Source organism: Leptospira idonii, from assembly GCF_004770995.1.
GTDB classification, from domain to species: Bacteria; Spirochaetota; Leptospiria; order Leptospirales; family Leptospiraceae; genus Leptospira_A; species Leptospira_A idonii.
Window position 1 is genome coordinate 49229 of sequence record NZ_RQHW01000028.1, and the last position, 18739, is coordinate 67967.

An 18739-nucleotide genomic window follows, 5' to 3' on the forward strand; every position below is an offset into this window, starting at 1 on the left:
TTTCCTAAGGAATCGTGAAATTTCTCAAGCGGCTTAAAAACCTTCCTTTCGAGAGCTTACTCTTTTTCCTCTTTTTATCTTATCTATTTTTCGAACTCTACCGCTTCGTTTATCCCGTTCCTAAAGATTGGTTTTATCCCGGTTTTTTGATTCAATTTTCACTTACCTTCTTTGCTCAATTGTATGCCAGAAAATGGGGGAGGATCTTTACCGCATTAGGCGCCATTCTTCTTGCCAGAGTCTCTTGGATTGCGGAACCATCTTTGCCTTACCATTTAGCAAATAACGTAGGTTTGTTTTTAGGTTCTATCTCCGGGATTTGGATGAGAGAGATCTTAATGGTGGTGCTAGGAAGAAGTGAAACCATTCTTCCCAAACAGTCGGATCGTTTTTTGACACAGTGGATGATTCGTAATCCCAGTGCTATGTCCCAAGGAAGCATTTTCTTTCAGACGCCGTTTTATCTTTTGTTCTGGTGTTTGATTCTGCTTTTGACCGCTTTTATTTCCCTTTTCGGCTTTTCTACGTTTTACGGTCTCAAAATTCCGGAGTTTATGTATCTTCCCGGCCTTTCTTCCAGAGAGGCATTCGCCTTCCCTGTAGGATTTGCAGTGAGCATTTGTTTGCCGATCCTTTATTTTTTTTCCGAGGAAAGGTCTTCCCCTGTTTTTTCGAAAGAGGCGATCCTCAGCCATTTGTTCTTCGGTGTGTTTGTGGGTTTATTCGTACAAATCGTAGTGATTCTGATTCAGTTTTTTCTGCTTCCTGGTTTTTTTGCCGCAGGAACCGGAGACTCCTTGTTAACCGGTAGAAACCCGGGACTTTTTATAGACTCAGGGTCTTCTTCTTGGATTTTACCTTCTTTGTCCGCGGTTTGGATTTTGGTGAGTCATCAAAGATACAAACAGACGAAAGAAAGATTCACTTTCTTATGGATTTTATTTTTAATCTTTTTGGTCTCCATGTTAGGAGCCAGACAAGGAAAAACATTCTGGTTCGTTTGGTTGGGATTTTTGTCCGTTTGGATTGTCATTGCGGTCACTTCCCACTGGATTTCCGATAATAAAAAACTTTGGACGGCAAGAGCTGGTCTTTTCGTTCTCATTCCTTTGTTATGTGGTTCTTTCCTTTGGGGAGTTTCCAAGATGGATTCTCATTCTTCTTTGGTGACTTTGGGAAAAAAATATTCCGAATTTCAGTCGGAGTTTTTCAAAACAAAAAGTTTAAGCTCCTTACGAGCCATAGATGAAAATAGATACGAACTCACTCTCATCACCTGGGAAGGGTTTCGGGAAAATATATGGCTGGGAAACGGGTTTGCCAGTCTACCTGTTGCTCTGAAGGATGCGGATAAAAAAGGAACGAAACTTTCCAATCAGAAGCTGATCGATCTGGCTCCGAATTTTTATCTGGGTGTTTTGTACGATTTAGGAATTTTCGGTTCTCTTCTTCTGTTTCTGTTAGTAGGGCTTTTGGTTTGGGAAAGAGGGACATATGCAGGATTATTTCTCTGTGCGATTCCTTTTTTATTCGGAATGCAGATGCAGCATTCGGACGGAGCATTCTTAGTCGTTTTACTTTTATTGTATCCGGTTCTTCCTATGAACTTCGGGGATAAGACCAAAAGAAATTCGAATTGGTTTCGTTATACGATACTCATTCTAAGCATAGGTCTTCCTCTCCATTATATGATTTTATTTTCACAGAGGATGATGGGAACAGGGATCGGTTCTGAATTCAGAAAAGAGGTTTTCGGAAACTATCAACTTCAGGCATCCGTTCCTTTTGTAAACGGTACAAATTCACACGAATTCCACGGAAAGGTTTGGGAATGGAAAATCACGAGTGAATCTTTTTCCAAAACGGGAAAATTCCGTGCAGATTCGAAAAACGAGAAATTACAAACGGAGCTGCTTTGGTTCAATGACAGAAGACTTCCTATCTCCAAGGTTTTAGTTCCTTGGAAAGGGAGTGTTTACGAATGGAACGGTTCCATTCCTGATGGGGCACAGTATGTTCGTTTGGTGACAAGTTCCCGTTCGGAACTGACTATATCCCAATCCCAGTTTGACAGAGAAAATCGATTTCGTTTGGTTAGATAGGATTTTCCAAATCTTTTTTGATTCGTATATAATCCGTTTTTTGGTTGGCCAGTTTTGGCAGAGAGTTAGAAAAACGGATCGTATCCGGGATATGGCTGTGAGGAAAACTTTTGACCATTTCCGATTTGACTTCTTCTTCGGTTTTTCCTTCTTTTAATACCACATAACAGCCTAAAATCGAATTTTGATTTTCTTCGAAACAAACTACTGCCGCTTCTGAGACGGAATGCAAGGAAAGAAACAAAGACTCTACCAAATCCATAGCAATTCGTTTGCCTTTGATTTTGGCGATCCTGTCCACTCTGCCTATTTGATTCCATCCTAATGTCGAAAAATCCCCCCAGTCTCTTGTGGGAAAATATCCGTCTTCATCCGTGAGTCGGATGGTATCCCATCTTTCTTCTACAAATTCCATCGCAGTTTCGGAAACGAGTTTGCTTTTCACTTCCAAACTGTGTCCTCCTTCTTCCTGACTCAATCTGGTTTCTACGAAAGGGAGGATGGTGAATCTGGATTTCCAAAAAGGATCTCTGACTCCCATCGCTCCCGTTTCCGTGGAGCCGTAGATCTCTCTAACATTTGTTTTGCCTTCTTCCCGCAAGACTCTTGCGAGTTCAGAGGGGAACTTGGCTCCTGAAGAGAATATATGTTTTGGAAGGATCTTTTTTTGGGAATGAAAGTTTCGAATTTGATTCGGAGTGCTGATTAAATATGAATCTTCTATTTCATCCGAAGTCAGTTCGGAGAGTCGTTTCACAGAGATAGGATTCCATCCCATTTGCAAAGGGAAAAGAAATCCCCAAATGAGTCCGTAGAGATGGCAGAGAGGCACTGTTACGATCCATTTAGGGTTTTTAGGAAGATCCCATCCGAATGAGGAATGAAAATGAGACTTCCAAAAATACACTTCTTCGGACATTTGTTCCCAGGATTTTTGAACCAATTTCGGTTTGCCTGTGCTTCCGGAAGTGGCGACCCAGAAGAGATTGGGTTTTTTGATTTGGATGGATTCTTTTTTACGGGAAAGTATTTCGGATAGGATCGTATTCTGCCAAGCAGGATCGATCAGAACAGGTTCGCTTCCTTCCGACAGATCTTTTTGGAATTGTCCCTTTCGGAAATAATCTTCATCTGCATATCGTAAACTGCTCATAGAACAAAAAAACCCTCCCCGTTTGATTTCGGGAAGGGTTTTCTTTCGGTAGGCTGAAGTGAAAAGGCTTAGTTAACCGCTTTTTTTCCGATTCTTTTTTTCATTAAGAATCCTAAGGCGGCTCCGATTACCATCAAACTTGCAGATACTTCGAAGATATTCTTGCTAACCGCTTTGATGAGGTAAGCAGAGAAACCGTTGTCAGTATAGAAGTCTTTGATTCGCACAATGTAAACCGGATTTGTGATTTGTGTGTACCAGTCTTTGTGTTGAGATCCGTTGGATTCCGCCCAAGTATTGAAATAAGCATAACCTGTAGTGGATGCTTTTCTTATGTCGGAACCTGCAGTAGGATGGTTGAACACTCCCGGAACGATGATTGCCCAAGGGAATCCTTTAGAATCGATGTAAGTGTCTTTACCGTTGGATCCGAACACATAACCAGGTCTGTAGATTTGTCTATAGACTCCGTTTGTCTTTTGGTTGAATGCAAGGAACCAGTTGAGGTGACCACCCACCATGTTTTTGGCAGTGCTTAGATCCACAGCTTCATCGAAAGTGATTGTGACGTGTGCAGTCACTCCTCTTACGAAATCTTTTGCAGTGAACGCAGTGCCTGGAGCAGGGGAGTTTTGTTTTCCAAAAAGAGTTTTGTCGGAGCTAGGAAGAATGAGAAGTCCTCTTTTTAATCCTGCTGCTGTGATGTTTCCACCTGTACAGTCTCCTGTAGCACCTGCTACGTATTTGGTGGCTCCCGCACAACCTGTCCAAGCTTTTCCGGAACCGTCCACATAGGAGATTTCGAATTTCGCTGTTACAGGAACGTCAAGAGAAAGTCTGAGTTCGTGATTGTAACCTGCACCTTTACCTACGTGAGTGAAAACTCCTCGGAGCACCTTCACTTTGTTTGTAGGAGTTTTATCCATCTCAGTGCTGAATACAGTAGTATGGTCGTTTAAGTCCGCATCACCCGCATCCGGGAATAAGTCTTCGAAAGCGATAGTGTATCTTCCCGATCTAGCAATGAAGGCCAATGCAGGATTCTCCGGGAATTCATCGTATTGGTTGGCTACTCCGTCACAGTCGGAATCCACAGCAGTCACACAACCGTTTACTGGTTGGAAGTTATTTGCATTTAAGTTCGTTGTAGGAGCTACCACAACAGTTCCTGTGGTACCTGTAGGAGCAGGAATTTGTACAGGAACACTTCCTGTTACTTCTTGCACTTCTCCGTTCGTAGGATTCACACCCACAATGCTTACGTTGACTTGAGTCACAGTAGGAGGTACGGAGATCGGGATCACCGCTGTTCCGTTGGTATCTGTAGTTCCTTGTCCTAAAATGTTCGTCTCTCCATTGGATTGATTTTCCGTAACTGTCACTGGAGCATTCGCTACAGGACCGGATTCATTCACCAAATGGACAGTGACAGGAACGGTTACGTTGGTTTCGAAGTTAAACCCTCCGTTCGCATTTGTTTGGTTTACTACAGTGGTTGTTGTATTAGTAGAAACTGTGGTATCTGCCACAACTGGTGCAGGAGTTACCACTTCAGGAGTTGTAGTTGCAGGAGGGTTCGTGGTAGAGGAGGAGTCTCCGCTTCCATTGGAAGAATTGTCGTTTCCTGCTGTAGAGGAATTATCTCCACTGCTTGTTCCTGTTCCCGAACCGGAGGAATCAGAAGAAGAGCCGGAACCGGAAGAAGGTGATCCGTTATTTGCACTGGAATCGGAGCTGCCGGTTGATGTGCCGCTTCCGTTAGAAGAGTTTGAGTTACCGCTGTCTGTAGGGGCAGATGTATTTGTATTTCCTGAGTTAGTAGAGCTGTTTCCTGCCCCAACTTGGTTTTGGTCGGTTGCATCTAAACTGACAACAGTGAACGAACTAGTTCCTGTGTCCGTTTGTCCGGCCGCCGGGGTTTGTGTTGCTGCGCTATTGTCACCGCCCAATGCGGCAAATAGCGGGAGAAGTAAGCCTTTCTTTTTGTTCGAACAATCGAGGACAAGAAGAGGGATGGCTAGTAAAATAATCCACTTTTTCATGATCAAAGTTCCTACCTTTTATAGGTATTATGACGACAAATTCCGAAAAAAAGCAATTTTGATTTTTAAAATTTTAGGGAAATGGAGAGGGTTTACTGTGGTAAGTACTATGAGAGAGGAAATTTTTTATAAATTCCCCTCTCATTATGTCAGAAAGACGATCGTTAAATCAATATTAAGCGGCTAGTCTGGAAAGTAGAACCCTTCTAAAGTAATATCCCAGACCGGCTCCGATCAAAATCAATAGGAAAGAGATTTCCCAAATATAAACTTTCACGGAATGGATTAGATTCGCAGTGAACGGTTGTGGCAAATAGTTCGATTTGATATCGATTACGTATTTTGCTTGCTCCGTAGTTTGAATTTGTTCAAACCAATTTCTGGATTTTGTTCCTTTGGAAGTCGCCCATTCTTTGAAAGCAGGGTAGCCTGTTTTTCCTTGGTTGTTCGGATCCAAAATGTTCGTAGATTCTCTTGGATAATTGAACACCCCTGGAACGATCACTCCGAATGGGAATCCACTCACTCGATCGATATAAAGATCGTATCCTTCGGAAGCGGATTTCACAAATCCAGGACGATAGATTTTTTCTCCCGTGCCGTTCACTGCTAAGAAGTAGTTGAGGTGACCACCGGAAATATTTTTTCCCGCTTCTTCTAAGTTTATAGGTTCTGCAAATGTGATCGTGAATTGAGAAGTCATTCCCAATACGAAGTTCAATGCTCCCCCGACATTGGGTGCGTTTTTAGAATTATACAATGTGTTTTGTGAATTAGGGAAAATTAAAATCCCTTTCTTCAATTGAGCGGAAGTTAGGTTTCCTCCCACACAATCTCCTGCATTCGATGCGGAAGAAAGTGCCAATCCGCAATTCATGGAAGAAATCGTTTGCCCATTGTTTCCAGTGAAGGAAATGGAAAGTTGCGCAGAAGTAGGGACATCCAAAGAAAGACGCAAGTCATGATTGAAACCTGCTCCTTTTCCTACATGAGTGAAAATCCCTCTGATTTCTTTTGCTTTTCCTTGGGGAGTATAATCGATTTCTGTTGAGAAGACAGATACGTGGTCGTTCAAATCCATATCATTGCTAGGATTCACTGTTCCGTTGAGGATATAAGAGGATTGGTAATAATCTTCCCAAGCAAGAGTGTGTCTTCCTGTGCGGGAAGTCCAACCTAACTCTGCGTTATTTGGGAATTCATCGTCTGCATCCAAAACTCCGTCACAGTCCGCATCTAGCTCTTGCAAACATCCTGCAACTGCTCCGAAATTTACAGTGCTGAGGTCGATTTCAGGAGCAACAACTACAGTGCCGCCGCCTCCACCGTTGCCGGAGCCGCCGTTGTTATTTCCACCACCACTGTTGCCGGATCCACCATTTCCTCCACCGCTTAGAAAGCCGTCAGGAACTTGGATTGGGATGCGACCAGTGATTTCTTGGGCTTGCCCTGTCTTAGGATTGATTCCGTAAATAGTGACGATGATTTCGCTCACAGAAGGATGAACTGTCACTCGGATCGTAACAAGTCCGTCCGCAGCTGTTGTACCTTGAGATAGGAATTGAACCACTCCGGGTGTGGATTGGTCTTCCGCCGCTTTTACATTGATTCCGGATAAAACTCCGTCTTCATTGGAAACTCGGATTGTAATTTCAGTGCTGATCGTATTGTCCCAAAGGAAGGTATCGTTCATCACTTTGAAAACGATGTTGGAAATGATTTGAGTGGGACCTGTAGGATTGGTAAAAACTCCATCCCCGGAACCGCCTCCGTTTCCTCCTCCGTTGTTGTTTCCGTTTCCGGAATCGTTGCTGTCAAGAGGGACAACAGTGAAGCTGTCTCCCGAAGTGGCATTTGTCAGAGTGTCGGAGGACGCTGCCACGGATGCGGTAGAGCCGGATCCACCACCTAATAATAAAAAGAACAGAGGAAGGCCCTTCTTCTTGGAAGAACATGACGCTTGTAACCCGATCATAAGGACGATCAGTAGTATTTTTTTCAACATAGTATAACCTCGCTTAAAGGACGAGACATAAAATTTGTAGCAAATTTTATGCGCTTACTACAGCATCGCAGATTTTTAATTAAAAATCAAGGGGAATCGAAAAAAAATGACCGATTTTTCCAATCTCCCGAAAGAACGCGATTCTCTATTGGTAGACGATTTTTCGCGGAGATATAAATAAAAAATTGATAACGATCATCGAACACGCGTAAGTATTCGTTTTGATCAACTTCTTCGTATACGTCTAGTTCTGCTAAGATTTTGTCATCGACCTTTAGTATGTCCCCCCAAATAGACCCTCCTTCATCGGCAATGACGGCAGGATAGTCTCCTTGTATAAACATTGAGTAGCCATAAATATGGCAATTTTGTCGAACGAGTGTCGATTCTTTCATTCGAAAATGAGCTTCTTCTCCCACTCGTAAGGAACCGTAAACGAAGATATGATACATAAAAAATTTAAAATTTATTTTTTAGAAACGTGTGCTACCGCATTCCCGAAGACAAAATTTTTAAATTTTACTTCTCTAAATCCCAATTCTTCCAGAATTTTCTGCAGAGTTTCCTGGTCCGGGTAGGCTTTGGAAGAGTGAGGAAGGTAGTCGAACATCTCGTGTTTTCTTCCGTAAAGAAGATATCCGAACATAGGAACGATCCTGAAAAAATAAAAATCGGCAAAAGGTTTCAGAATTTTGGGGCGAACTCTTCCTACATCCAGATTGATGTAGATTCCCTCCGGTTTAAGAACTCTTTTGATCTCCAAAAGGCATTTTTTCAGATCGGAAACATTTCTCAAACCGAAGCCCATTGTGATGATGTCGATGGAATGATCAGCAAACTGATTCAGATTCATCGCATCTCCTGTGATGAGTTTTACTTTGGAATTACCATCTAACTTCTTTTTTGCGAAAGAAAGCATGTTTTCCGAAAAGTCTAGTCCTGTGACCGAGGTTAAGTTCGGCTGTTCGGAAAGTCTGGCTGTGATGTCTCCAGTTCCACAGCACAAGTCCAAAGCGGTCGTTGCATGAGGAACTTCCTCGATCGCTTTGGAAACAACCCAGTTTTTCCAAGCTCTGTGCAGAAAGAAACTGTTCCAATCGTTGAAATTGTCGTAAGCTTTGGCAATGTGATCGAAATTGGACTTCACATATTCAGGTTTCTTTTCTTGAGAGGGTAACTTGTATTGGTTCATAAAAGGTTGTTACATCCATGAATTGGACATTTTCCGTTTCGGCAAATTTCATTTTAATTATTTTATTCACTTTTTCGGTATCTTCCCTTGCCATTTTTTTATTTTGCCTGAAAGAGCTGAAGGCGCTTTCTAAAAAAACCGATGTCCCTTTGACGGAAGAAAAATTGGATCTGTATCTTTCCGGGATCGAACGATGGTCCAATTGGCTTCCTACTTCCGCCTCCTTATCTATGTTACTCGGTCTTTTGGGAACCGTTATGGGAATTTATTCCTCATTCGGAGAAATGCAAAGTTCAGGGAAGGCAACGATCGAAGTTTTAGCGGGAGGGATTAAGGATGCTCTTGTCACTACCATCGTGGGATTGTCCGTTGCCATTCCTTCCCAATTTTTTCATCAGATTGTGGAAAATGCGGTTCAAAAATTATCAGAAACTTTCGTGGAAAAAAATCTGAATCGCTAAATGAAAGTTAGAAGACGCAGAAAAAATAAACAGATAGAGATCAGCAGTCTCATCGATATCTTATTCATTCTTCTTATTTTCCTGATGCTTTCCGTGCGTTTTACGGAGACTAGATCCTATCTGGAATTGGATCTTCCCGATTCCCGTCTCAGCCAAGTAGGGGATTTCGAATCGGTCGTTACAATTTCTTCGGACTCTCAAGGGATTTGGTACTGGAACGGTAAACCTGAATCGAAAGATTCGGTTCTTTCTAAAATCGAATCTTTTTCCGAAAAGGAAAAACAAACAAAGATTATATTGGATCTGGATAAAAAATCGGAGTTCGGACATTTTTTTCTGATCACTGAAAAACTAAAGGAAAAGAAGATCAATCAGGTGGAGATTGCCACGAAACTAAAACGTTAAGTTTAAGTTCCTTGGATGAAATCTATCAGGAATTTGAATTTTTTATCCTGCGCTTTTTGTAAAAGTATATTTCTTCCTTCCAACTCCGATTCGTTTAATTCCAGCGTGGAGATTAACTTTTGGAAATTTTGGATTCGAATCAATCGAAGTATTTCCAATCTTCTGTCTTCCGGAAGCGAATGAATGTAATCCGATATCTTTTTTTCTTCGTTTTGATCCGACTGTTCCATTCCTACCAGTTCTTTGGAACTGACAGGTCCCAATGTATGAATTTGAGAAGGAGAATCCTCGTTCATTTTAACGACTGCTAGTGGAATCTTAAATGAGAATGTGGAACCTTTTTGTAGTTCACTTCGTACGGAAATATTTCCTCCCATAAATTCCACCAATTGATGGGAGATAGCAAGACCAAGTCCAGTTCCTTCCTGGTATGAGGAACCTTGTTCCGTTTGTTGAAACGCTTCAAAGATGATATCCAATTGGTCTTTAGGGATTCCTATTCCTGAATCGGACACAGTGAATTCCACCAAATCGAAAGGAAGAGAGGAGTAAGGATTCGATTCAATGATCACTTCGAAAGACACTTCCCCTTTCTCCGTGAATTTCAATGAATTTGCCAAAAGGTTCACCAACACTTGCCGGATCTTTTGAATGTCTCCCTGGTAGTACTTTCCCAAAATCGCTTTCGGATTGGCAAGATGGAAGGTTAGTCCTTTACCCAAAAATCTATAGGCGAACATAGAGAACAGATTGTCCCACAATTGAACGAGAGAAAACGTCTCTTTGCTTTCCGTCATTTTTCCCGCTTCAATTTTGGAAAGATCCAATATGTCGTTGATCATACTGAGTAGATGCACTCCGTTTTGGTGGAGTGAATTCACATAACCTTTCAAGTGACCGGGAAGATGAGGATCTTTTTCCAGAATTTGAGAGAATCCTATGACTGCGTGCAGCGGGGTTCTCAATTCATGAGTGATTTTGGAAAAGAATATGGATTTGGATCTGTTTGCTGACTTCGCTTCTTCCACCGCTTTCTGTAACTTTTTGTTTTGCTGTTCTATTTTTTGAGAATAGTCGCTTAATTGAGATTCGGCGGCTTTTCTTTCCGTGATGTCGAAAATGGTAGCTCTGCTGACTGTGAAGTTTCCTTCCTTATCGTAGGATGCGGTCGAGTTCAAACTGATGATAAAAACGGAACCGTCTTTGCGTATGTATTCGTATTCGATTCCACTGACAGAACCGTCCCTTTTGAAATTTTCATATAAGGAGTGATAGGTTTTTTTGCTTTCCCCAGTAAGAAGAGTTTCGAATTTCATTCTTCCGATCACTTCGTCTCTTTCATAACCTAACCAAGACAATTCGGTATCGTTCATGGAAACGATGATTCCGTCTTTATCCTGCGAATGGTAACCGCAAGGAGCGTTATTGTACAAATCTAAAATTCTTTCGTAAGACTTCAGTAGATTTTCTTCCGCTACTTTTCGGATTGTGATATCGTTCCCTATGGAAAGCACTTCGAAAGGATATCCGTAGTCGTCTTTTAGGATTCGATTCGACCAGCTGATGGTTCTTCTTTCCTGATTGGAAAGGAACACATCGTACTCTTGCCGGATGAATTGTTCCGGTCTGTGGAATATATTCCACAACTGAGACTTCATCACATTGATCTCGTCTCCTTGCAGATGGAATAAATCGATGACTAAGTCTTTACCTTCCAATTCGAATCGATTGACTCTGAAAAATTCTTCCGCATAAGGATTGATGGAATGGATGACGAAGTTGGGGCTCCATCGTATGATGATCGAGTTTGCAGTATCGTAGATGTCTTGGTATTGTTTCTCTTTTTCGATGAGAATTCTTTCGATTTCGGTCGATTTTTGCAGGTTTTTGGAAAATAGAATGAGCCTTAGTTTTTTTTCCTTTTTGTAGAGGAAATACCAAGCGATGGAGAAAAGGCCGCAGACGAAACAAAAAACTAAATATAAAAAATTCATGATTCTATTTCTAAAAGCAACATGGTCATATCGTCCGCAATTTTGCCTTTAGAATGTTCCAATACCTTCGTTTGAATTTGATCCAGAAATTCCCTTCCTTTCAAATCGGAAAACTCCTTAGTAAGTTCATAAAAAGTATTTTCTCCCAGATAGTTCTCTTCCTCATCCGGAACTTCGAACATTCCGTCCGAAAACAAAAACAAACGATCTCCTTTTTGAAGAAATACTTCCTGGTTCTCCGTCATCAATTGTGGAAACATCATTAAACAAAAACCTTTCGTGCCGAGGCGAATCAATTCTTTGCCTCTCAAAAGAATCATACAATGATGTCCCGCCATGGAGAAGGAAAGCAGTTTGTTCTGAGCATTGTATCTCATATAAATGCCGCTGATGAAATGAGTGGAGATCATGGGACTAAGAGTGTTGTGAATCCAATACAAGCACTCGCTAGGTGTTAGAAACGATTTGTTCATCGTTTTGAACGTAATGATCGCCATCAAGGAAACCATCGCTGCGGCAATTCCGTGCCCTGTTACGTCTCCGAACAATATGTCCAAATCACCTGAAGGGAGCAGATCGAAAGTGATGAGGTCTCCTCCCACCAGATCCATAGGTTTATAAGAGGAATAAATTTTATATTCGGGAGAAGGGGGGAAGTGGAAACTAACAAGGTTTTGTTGATTGGCTCTCGCCAATTCAAGGTCTTTTTGGATCGAATGCAGAAGATTGACTCTTTCCCTTTCCAATTGTTTGATCGTGATATGAGTTCGGATTCTTGCTAGAATTTCAGCTTCTTGGAAAGGTTTGGTGATATAGTCGACTGCTCCTGTTTCCAAACCGGTAACGATGTCTCTTGTTTCGTTCAAAGCGGATAAAAAAAGGATGGGAATGTTCTTCGTTTTATCTTGGTTCAGAAGTTTTTTGGCAACATCCAAGCCGCTGATGCCAGGAAGAAGGATGTCCAAAAGGATGAGATCTAGATCGAGTGCCTCCGCAAGTTCCAGTGCATATTCTCCGTCGTATGCGACTGCGACTTCGTAACCTTGTTTCAAAAGAATATGAGTGATGATTTCTACGTTGGTTTCATTGTCATCGACTACTAATATTTTCGAGGCAACTTGTTTCACCTCTGAGTAGGTTAATTCCGAAAAAACATTTGGCAAGATATTTTTAAGAACGTTTATGGAAGAGGCCGAGGGAATTTTTTTTGAGAAAAATCATCCACATCGACATGGACGCTTTTTATGCTTCCGTGGAACAAAGAGACCACCCTGAGATGAGAGGAAAACCCGTTGTAGTAGGTGGTCCTCCGAATTCCAGAGGAGTGGTCTGTGCTGCCAGCTACGAAGCGAGAAAGTTCGGAGTGAGATCCGCTATGTCTTGTTATCAGGCGTTTCAACTTTGCCCGGAAGCGATTTTCACTCCTCCTCGTTTCGATGCCTATCGAATGGTATCCTCCGAGATCAGAGCCATCTTTCACGAATACACCGATTTGGTGGAACCTCTGTCCCTGGATGAAGCTTATTTGGATGTCACTGAAAACAAAAAAGGAATCCCGCATGCAAGTGTGATCGCCAGAGAAATCAGAGAAAAAGTATTTCGCAAAACAGGAGTTACTTGTTCTGCGGGGGTTGCAGAAAATAAATTTTTGGCAAAAATGGCATCCGAAAAAAACAAGCCGAACGGGCTTTTTGTCATTCTTCCTGAGGAAGGTGCCGCCTTTTTGGAAAATCTAAGTTTGGATAAGTTTCACGGAATCGGAAAAAAGACTTATGAAAAGATGTTGGCTTTGGGTTGGAAAACGGGAAGAGATCTAAAACAATCCAAGGAAGAAGAACTCACCAAACAATTCGGTAAAATGGGAAGGTATTACTTTCAAATGGTGAGAGGTCTTGATGAAAGACCTGTGGTTTCTTTTAGAGATCCTAAATCCATCGGAGTAGAGACCACCTTCGAAAAAGACAGCATGGATTTGAATCATCTCACTTCCGTTTTAGAATCCATTGCGGAAGAGGTGGAAGAAAGGCTTGGTCGCAAAAATAAAAAAGGAAAAACGATCACTCTTAAAATCAAATTCGCCGATTTCACTGCGAAGTCCAGAAGCGTTACAGTAGAAAAATTTTTATTCTTGGCTTCAGATTTATTGGAACAATCTTCGATTTTATTGACAGGTGTTTGGAAAGAGAACATCAACCCCGTCAAAAAAGTAAGACTCATAGGCATCTCCGTTTCCAATCTGGATCTTTCCAAAAAAGAGGACGACAACCAATTGAGTTTATTTGCCGAATAGGAATTATATATGTTAGATGACGCTGAAGATCAGTTAGAAACTTTAGGACCTCTGCAGGTTCTGCGTGTGAAGGGAGATCCCGATGCTCCTACCATCGTTCTTTTTCACGGATATGGAGCTAGTGCCTTCGATTTATTTCCCATCCACGACGTTTTAGTTACGGATCAAAAATTCAACTGGATCTTCCCGCACGGACATCTTCAAGTTCCGATTATGCCAGGTTATACGGGAAGGGCTTGGTTTCCCATCGACATGGTTGCCTTGCAGGAAGCGATTCGTAACAACGACTTCCGTAATTTCGCAAACAGGGATCCGGAAGGACTGGATGTAGCAAGGGAAGCATCTCTTCTTATGCTTCAGGCTTTGGGAGTCCCTTGGGACCAGTTGATTTTGGGAGGTTTCTCTCAAGGGGCTATGTTATCTACTGACATTACTTTAAGAAATGAAAAGACTCCCAAAGGGCAAATCATACTTTCCGGTTCTTTGGTGAATGAAGCCTTATGGAGCACTCTCGCTCCCCAAAAATCCAATCTGCGTTTCTTCCAATCTCACGGAGAACAAGACCCTATTCTAGGTTATGCGAATGCCAAAAAATTGGAAAAGCTGCTTCGTGATTCGGGGTTGCTGGGGGAATTCATCGGATTCCCGGGCGGGCATGAGATCCCTCATATAGTGCTGCAGGGAATGAGCAGATATCTGAATAGTCTGTCATAAATCTTTCCGAAAACAAAAAGATAGGCGGGTAAAATGCTTGCCTGTTTTATTTTTCGAATGTATGTTATGGGATTGAATTCTTATGAAACGATCCCTATTGATTTCCGTCTTTTTTTCTTTCGTGACCGGAAGCGTTTTGGCGCAAGGGTTCGACCATTCTCATAAGACCTGGGACAGTTTGTCCCATAAATATGTTGTGAACGGGCTTGTTTCCTACAAGGGGATTGCTTCTTCCGACCAATCGGTTCTTAAATCGTATTTAGATTCTCTCTCCCAAGTTTCCGAAACAGAATACTCTAAATTTACAAAAGAAGAAAAATTAGCCTTTTTGATCAATGCCTACAATGCGTTCACTGTGCAGTTGATTTTGGATCATTATCCTTTGAAGAGCATTACCGATATAGGTGGTCCTTTTTCCAAATTGAACCTTCTTCGGGGTCATCCTTGGAAAAAAGAATTCTTCAGCTTACTGGGAAAAACGAGAACATTGGACTGGATCGAACACGAAAAATTAAGGAAAGATTTTTCAGAACCTAGAATTCATTTTGCGATTGTATGTGCATCTATAGGTTGTCCTACTTTGATTTCGGGAGCATACATTCCTTCTAAATTGGAGCAACAATTACAATCCGCAAAACTGGGTTTTTTAAAAAACCCTTCTAAAAATTCCTATGACAAAGAGAAAAATCTTTTGAGGTTAAGTCCCATCTTCCAGTGGTTCCAAGAAGATTTCACGAAAAAAACCACATTGATTGAATTTATCCAGGAAGGGTTTTCTGAAAAAGTCCGCCCGGATGCCCTCATCGAATACAGCGATTACAGTTGGAAACTGAACGAACTAAAAACGAATTAACAAAAACTAGGCGATTAACTCGAACTCGTAAGTGATGGTCGCTGTTTTTTCCAGGGTTTTGGCAACGGAACAATATTTTTCCAAGCTTAAATCGATCGCTCTTTTTACCTGATCCTTCTCAAAACCTCCCTTCACTTTGAACTTCAGATGGATGTTTTTAAATAGAGAAACCTGATCCACCTTTTCTCTTTCCGCATCGACTTCCACGGAATAGTCCAAAATTTCGATTTTTTGTTTCTGAAGGATCATAATCACATCGATGCTGCTGCATCCTGCAAGACCCATAATCAAAAGTTCCATAGGTCTAGGTCCAGAATTAGCTCCACCTATCTCCGGTGAGGCGTCGATAATGATTTTATTTCCGGATTCGTTTTCCGTTTCCAATACGAAAGGAGGAGTGACTCGTTTGAGTTTGATCTTCATTCAGGCCTGCACTTAAAATTTAGGGGAATAAAAAAAGGAAAGGCGGGAAATTTCCCGCCCGATTCACAGAATCAAATTACTTATTCGGTTGTGGAGTGTAACGCAAATAAGGTTTAATTGTGCGGAAACCTTTTGGAAATTTTTTCTTTGCATCTTCATCGGAAACGGAAGGAACGATGATTGTATCTTCTCCGTCTTTCCAGTTTGCAGGAGTTGCCACGCTGAAATTGGAAGTAAGTTGGAGAGAATCGATCACTCTAAGAAGTTCGTCGAAGTTTCTTCCTGTAGAAGCAGGGTAAGTAAGAGTTAATTTTACTTTTTTATCCGGACCGATCACGAAAACGGAACGAACTGTAGTTGTTTCGCTTGCGTTCGGGTGGATCATATCATAGAGATTGGAAACTTTTTTATCAGCATCCGCAATGATAGGATAGTTGACAGTTGTGTTTTGTGTTTCGTTGATATCGGAGATCCAACCTTTATGGGAATCGACCGGATCAACAGAAAGTGCGATCACTTTCACATTTCTTTTTTCGAATTCCGGCTTAATTTTGGATACATAACCAAGTTCAGTTGTGCAAACCGGAGTATAATCTTTAGGGTGAGAGAAAAGGATTCCCCATCCGTTGCCTAGGTATTGATGGAAGTCGATTTTGCCTTCTGAGGTTTCGGCTTGAAAATTGGGCGCTTCATCGCCAAGTCGTAGTGCCATGTTCTTTCTCCAATGGTTGATTAGGTCAATCTTTTAGAATCCCTATTATCATTTCAACAATTATTTCAATTTATTGGACAAGTAGTTTATCTTAACGAATATATGCCGAAGGAATTGTGCAAAATGGTCAATCTTTTCGCAGCCGCAGAGCATTGAGAACTACTGTCACAGAACTCAATGCCATGGCGGTTCCTGCCACCCAGGGAGCTAAAAATCCTGAGGCGGCGACCGGAATTCCTATGATATTGTAGGCAAAGGCCCAAAATAAATTTTCTCGAATGTTTCGAACTGTCGCCTTTCCAATGTGGATCGCTTCCGCCAAACGGAGAAGATCTCCTTTTACGAGTACAACTCCCGCAGTTTCCATAGCGATGTCCGTGCCGTTTCCCATCGCAAAACCGACGTCAGCTTGAGCTAATGCAGGAGCGTCGTTGATTCCGTCTCCCGCCATTCCTACTTTTTTACCTTCATTCTGCATCGATGTCAGTTTTTTGAATTTATCTTCGGGGAGTAGGCCGGATAAGATTTCAGTGATTCCTAATTCTTTTCCTATTTTCTCTGCAGTTTTGCTTTTATCACCCGTGAGCAGAACCGTTTCCAAGTTCATGGATTTTAATTCATCAATCGCTTGTTTTGTGGTGGATTTTAGTCTGTCTTCTAAAGCAATCAGGATCCAAGATACGGTTTCCCCTTCCATTCTTCCCCAAACAACGGTTTTTGTTTCTTCCCATGTTTGGGAAAGCAGAGAGAGTTCTTCCGGTAGAATCGCTCCGCTTGATTTTAAAAATTCTGAATTTCCCAAGAGGATCAATTCCTCTCCTACATGAGCGCGGATTCCCCCTCCCGGTTCCGCTTGCAGATTCTTTAAAGGAAGAAGTGATAATTTTTGGGATTCAGCTTCTTTCACGATCGCTTTTGCCAAAGGATGTTCCGAACCCGACTCTGCACTTGCCGCCTTTTGCAGGATTGTTTCCGCTTCTCCGCCTAACACTTTAATCTCGGTAACGAAAGGTTTTCCTTCCGTAAGAGTTCCGGTTTTGTCGAAGGCGATTGTATCCAAGGATGCGGTTAACTCTAAACTTGTGATATTTCTAAATAAAATTCCTTTGGCTGCCGCTTTTCCGGTACCTACCAAAAGGGAAACGGGAGTGGCAAGTCCCAACGCACAAGGACAGGCAATCACTAAAATGGCGATTGCTTTTTCCAAAGAGGAGTTTGTGTTCCCTGGCTCTAAAATAAAATACCAAAGTAAAAAATCGAAAAAAGAAATGGCAACGACTGTAGGCACAAAAATAGAGGACACTTTGTCCGCAATTTTTTGAATCGGCGCTTTCGTGCTTTGCGCTTCCTCCACAGTGCGGATGATGGAGGATAATACCGTATCGGAACCTGTTTTTTCCGCCTGCATAATGAGGATTCCGTTTCCGTTGACGGTGCCTCCCAAAAGAGAACTTCCTTTTTGTTTGTCTACGGGGATACTTTCTCCGGTTAACATAGATTCATCGACAGAACTGAAACCTTCCGTTACGATTCCGTCCGTAGGAATTTTTTCTCCCGGACGAACTCTGACGATTTCTCCCGGTTTCAGGTATTCACTGGGAACTTCAACCCAATCGTCTCCTCTTTTTACTGTTGCCAAATTGGGTTTCAATTGAAGAAGAGCTCTGATGGATTGGGAACTTTTTCCTTTTGCAATGGTTTCCAGCCATTTCCCACCTAAAAGAAAAGTAAGTAAAACCGCAGAGGTTTCGTAATAAAGAGGAGGGAAGTGCGTATGAGAGGAATGAATCACTGAACCGGAGGAAGTTTCCGTCCACCATCGGATGCTTACCGCCAAACTATAACCAAACGCAGCTGAGGTTCCTAAGGCCACAAGCACGTCCATGTTCGCGGCTCCATTTTTCAAAGCTCTGTAAGCGCCTTTGTAAAAAGGGAAACCGATTCCGAATTGGATCGGTGCCGCCAAAACGAATTGCCAAATAGGATGCATCAATAAATCGGGAAGAGGTAAAAAGGAAAGAAATTGGAAGTGAGAAACCATCGCATACAAAAGTGGAAACGAAAGTAGTGAAGAGATTAAAAATCGGATCTTTAAGTTTCTATTTTCCCGTTCGTGTTCCTTTGTTGTTTCTTCCGCATTGGAAGAAGTTTGTTCCGTAGCTTTGTATCCTAAGGATTCTACTCGATCCAGAAGTTGATTCATATCTACGGAAGGTTCGTATTCTACATACGCAGTTTCCCTCGCAAAGTTCACTCTCGCTTCCTTCACACCTGGAACTTTATTTAATCCTCTTTCGATCCTCAGTGCACAATTGGCACAAGTCATTCCGAATAAATTTAAGGTAGCTGTATCCGTATGTGAACTTTCCATAGAACCATTCCTAGTTTCTGAA

Annotated in this window: 16 protein-coding genes; 6 read left to right on the forward strand and 10 right to left on the reverse strand. The window is 41.9% G+C overall.

Annotated features, from left to right (window positions below; all coding sequences use genetic code 11):
* Positions 1-14 precede the first annotated feature (14 nt).
* A complete protein-coding gene (locus tag EHS15_RS07285) occupies positions 15-2102 on the forward strand; it encodes a glycosyltransferase family protein (RefSeq protein ID WP_135759899.1) in 2088 nt (695 codons plus the stop codon).
* Here EHS15_RS07285 and EHS15_RS07290 read toward each other — a convergent pair.
* The 5 genes from EHS15_RS07290 to EHS15_RS07310 form a co-directional block, all read right to left on the reverse strand.
* On the reverse strand, positions 2095-3255 hold the full coding sequence (locus EHS15_RS07290; protein ID WP_135759900.1) for an AMP-binding protein: 1161 nt from the start codon (positions 3253-3255) through the stop codon (positions 2095-2097). The two genes, EHS15_RS07285 and EHS15_RS07290, sit on opposite strands and share 8 nt — an antisense overlap.
* Positions 3256-3323: 68 nt before the next feature.
* Complete coding sequence (locus EHS15_RS07295) at positions 3324-5297, reverse strand: LruC domain-containing protein (RefSeq protein WP_135759901.1); 1974 nt, start codon at positions 5295-5297, stop codon at positions 3324-3326.
* A 175-nt stretch (positions 5298-5472) separates the two neighbouring features.
* Positions 5473-7302, reverse strand: coding sequence for an LruC domain-containing protein (locus EHS15_RS07300; RefSeq protein ID WP_135759902.1), 1830 nt, complete (start codon positions 7300-7302; stop codon positions 5473-5475).
* A gap of 86 nt (positions 7303-7388) precedes the next feature.
* On the reverse strand, positions 7389-7754 hold the full coding sequence (locus EHS15_RS07305) for a gamma-glutamylcyclotransferase family protein (RefSeq protein ID WP_135759903.1): 366 nt from the start codon (positions 7752-7754) through the stop codon (positions 7389-7391).
* Between the two features lie 14 nt (positions 7755-7768).
* Complete coding sequence (locus tag EHS15_RS07310) at positions 7769-8494, reverse strand: ubiquinone/menaquinone biosynthesis methyltransferase (RefSeq protein ID WP_135759904.1); 726 nt, start codon at positions 8492-8494, stop codon at positions 7769-7771.
* A gap of 17 nt (positions 8495-8511) precedes the next feature.
* Here EHS15_RS07310 and EHS15_RS07315 point away from each other — a divergent pair, with 17 nt between their 5' ends.
* Entirely contained in the window at positions 8512-8955 is a 444-nt protein-coding gene (locus EHS15_RS07315) for a MotA/TolQ/ExbB proton channel family protein (RefSeq protein WP_135759905.1), read from the forward strand.
* The gene (locus EHS15_RS07320; RefSeq protein WP_135759906.1) at positions 8956-9360 is read left to right on the forward strand and encodes a biopolymer transporter ExbD; all 405 of its coding nucleotides are present in this window, start codon (positions 8956-8958) and stop codon (positions 9358-9360) included.
* A 2-nt stretch (positions 9361-9362) separates the two neighbouring features.
* Here the strand turns inward: EHS15_RS07320 and EHS15_RS07325 are convergent, their stop codons facing one another.
* A complete protein-coding gene (locus EHS15_RS07325) occupies positions 9363-11354 on the reverse strand; it encodes a PAS domain-containing sensor histidine kinase (protein ID WP_135759907.1) in 1992 nt (663 codons plus the stop codon).
* Positions 11351-12481 (reverse strand): PP2C family protein-serine/threonine phosphatase, encoded by a 1131-nt coding sequence (locus EHS15_RS07330; protein WP_210416314.1) that lies wholly within the window; start codon positions 12479-12481, stop codon positions 11351-11353. Before EHS15_RS07330 ends, EHS15_RS07325 begins: the two co-directional genes overlap by 4 nt.
* 80 nt (positions 12482-12561) lie before the next feature.
* Between EHS15_RS07330 and dinB the strand changes: the two genes are divergently transcribed.
* The 3 genes from dinB to EHS15_RS07345 all read left to right on the forward strand — a co-directional run bounded on the left by dinB (position 12562) and on the right by EHS15_RS07345 (position 15211).
* Positions 12562-13644 (forward strand): DNA polymerase IV, encoded by a 1083-nt coding sequence (dinB, locus tag EHS15_RS07335; RefSeq protein WP_135759909.1) that lies wholly within the window; start codon positions 12562-12564, stop codon positions 13642-13644.
* A gap of 9 nt (positions 13645-13653) precedes the next feature.
* On the forward strand, positions 13654-14358 hold the full coding sequence (locus tag EHS15_RS07340; protein WP_135759910.1) for an alpha/beta hydrolase: 705 nt from the start codon (positions 13654-13656) through the stop codon (positions 14356-14358).
* An 82-nt stretch (positions 14359-14440) separates the two neighbouring features.
* Positions 14441-15211: a DUF547 domain-containing protein gene (locus tag EHS15_RS07345; protein ID WP_135759911.1), complete on the forward strand. Its 771-nt coding sequence runs from the start codon at positions 14441-14443 to the stop codon at positions 15209-15211.
* A gap of 6 nt (positions 15212-15217) precedes the next feature.
* Here the strand turns inward: EHS15_RS07345 and EHS15_RS07350 are convergent, their stop codons facing one another.
* The 3 genes from EHS15_RS07350 to EHS15_RS07360 all read right to left on the reverse strand — a co-directional run bounded on the left by EHS15_RS07350 (position 15218) and on the right by EHS15_RS07360 (position 18717).
* Entirely contained in the window at positions 15218-15634 is a 417-nt protein-coding gene (locus tag EHS15_RS07350; protein WP_135759912.1) for an OsmC family protein, read from the reverse strand.
* 76 nt (positions 15635-15710) lie between these two features.
* Positions 15711-16346, reverse strand: a complete 636-nt coding sequence (locus EHS15_RS07355; RefSeq protein WP_135759913.1) for a peroxiredoxin — start codon at positions 16344-16346, stop codon at positions 15711-15713.
* Between the two features lie 127 nt (positions 16347-16473).
* Positions 16474-18717 (reverse strand): heavy metal translocating P-type ATPase, encoded by a 2244-nt coding sequence (locus EHS15_RS07360; RefSeq protein ID WP_135759914.1) that lies wholly within the window; start codon positions 18715-18717, stop codon positions 16474-16476.
* Positions 18718-18739 lie beyond the last annotated feature (22 nt).

Bases quoted from the DNA above. Each gene is read 5' to 3' on its own strand.
- EHS15_RS07355 (WP_135759913.1), bottom strand. From the start codon at position 16,346: ATGGCACTACGACTTGGCGATGAAGCGCCCAATTTTCAAGCCGAAACC.
- EHS15_RS07300 (WP_135759902.1), bottom strand. From the start codon at position 7,302: ATGTTGAAAAAAATACTACTGATCGTCCTTATGATCGGGTTACAAGCG.
- EHS15_RS07340 (WP_135759910.1), top strand. From the start codon at position 13,654: ATGTTAGATGACGCTGAAGATCAGTTAGAAACTTTAGGACCTCTGCAG.
- EHS15_RS07320 (WP_135759906.1), top strand. From the start codon at position 8,956: ATGAAAGTTAGAAGACGCAGAAAAAATAAACAGATAGAGATCAGCAGT.
- EHS15_RS07345 (WP_135759911.1), top strand. From the start codon at position 14,441: ATGAAACGATCCCTATTGATTTCCGTCTTTTTTTCTTTCGTGACCGGA.
- EHS15_RS07350 (WP_135759912.1), bottom strand. From the start codon at position 15,634: ATGAAGATCAAACTCAAACGAGTCACTCCTCCTTTCGTATTGGAAACG.
- EHS15_RS07310 (WP_135759904.1), bottom strand. From the start codon at position 8,494: ATGAACCAATACAAGTTACCCTCTCAAGAAAAGAAACCTGAATATGTG.
- EHS15_RS07295 (WP_135759901.1), bottom strand. From the start codon at position 5,297: ATGAAAAAGTGGATTATTTTACTAGCCATCCCTCTTCTTGTCCTCGAT.
- EHS15_RS07305 (WP_135759903.1), bottom strand. From the start codon at position 7,754: ATGTATCATATCTTCGTTTACGGTTCCTTACGAGTGGGAGAAGAAGCT.
- EHS15_RS07360 (WP_135759914.1), bottom strand. From the start codon at position 18,717: ATGGAAAGTTCACATACGGATACAGCTACCTTAAATTTATTCGGAATG.
- EHS15_RS07290 (WP_135759900.1), bottom strand. From the start codon at position 3,255: ATGAGCAGTTTACGATATGCAGATGAAGATTATTTCCGAAAGGGACAA.
- EHS15_RS07325 (WP_135759907.1), bottom strand. From the start codon at position 11,354: ATGAATTTTTTATATTTAGTTTTTTGTTTCGTCTGCGGCCTTTTCTCC.
- EHS15_RS07315 (WP_135759905.1), top strand. From the start codon at position 8,512: ATGAATTGGACATTTTCCGTTTCGGCAAATTTCATTTTAATTATTTTA.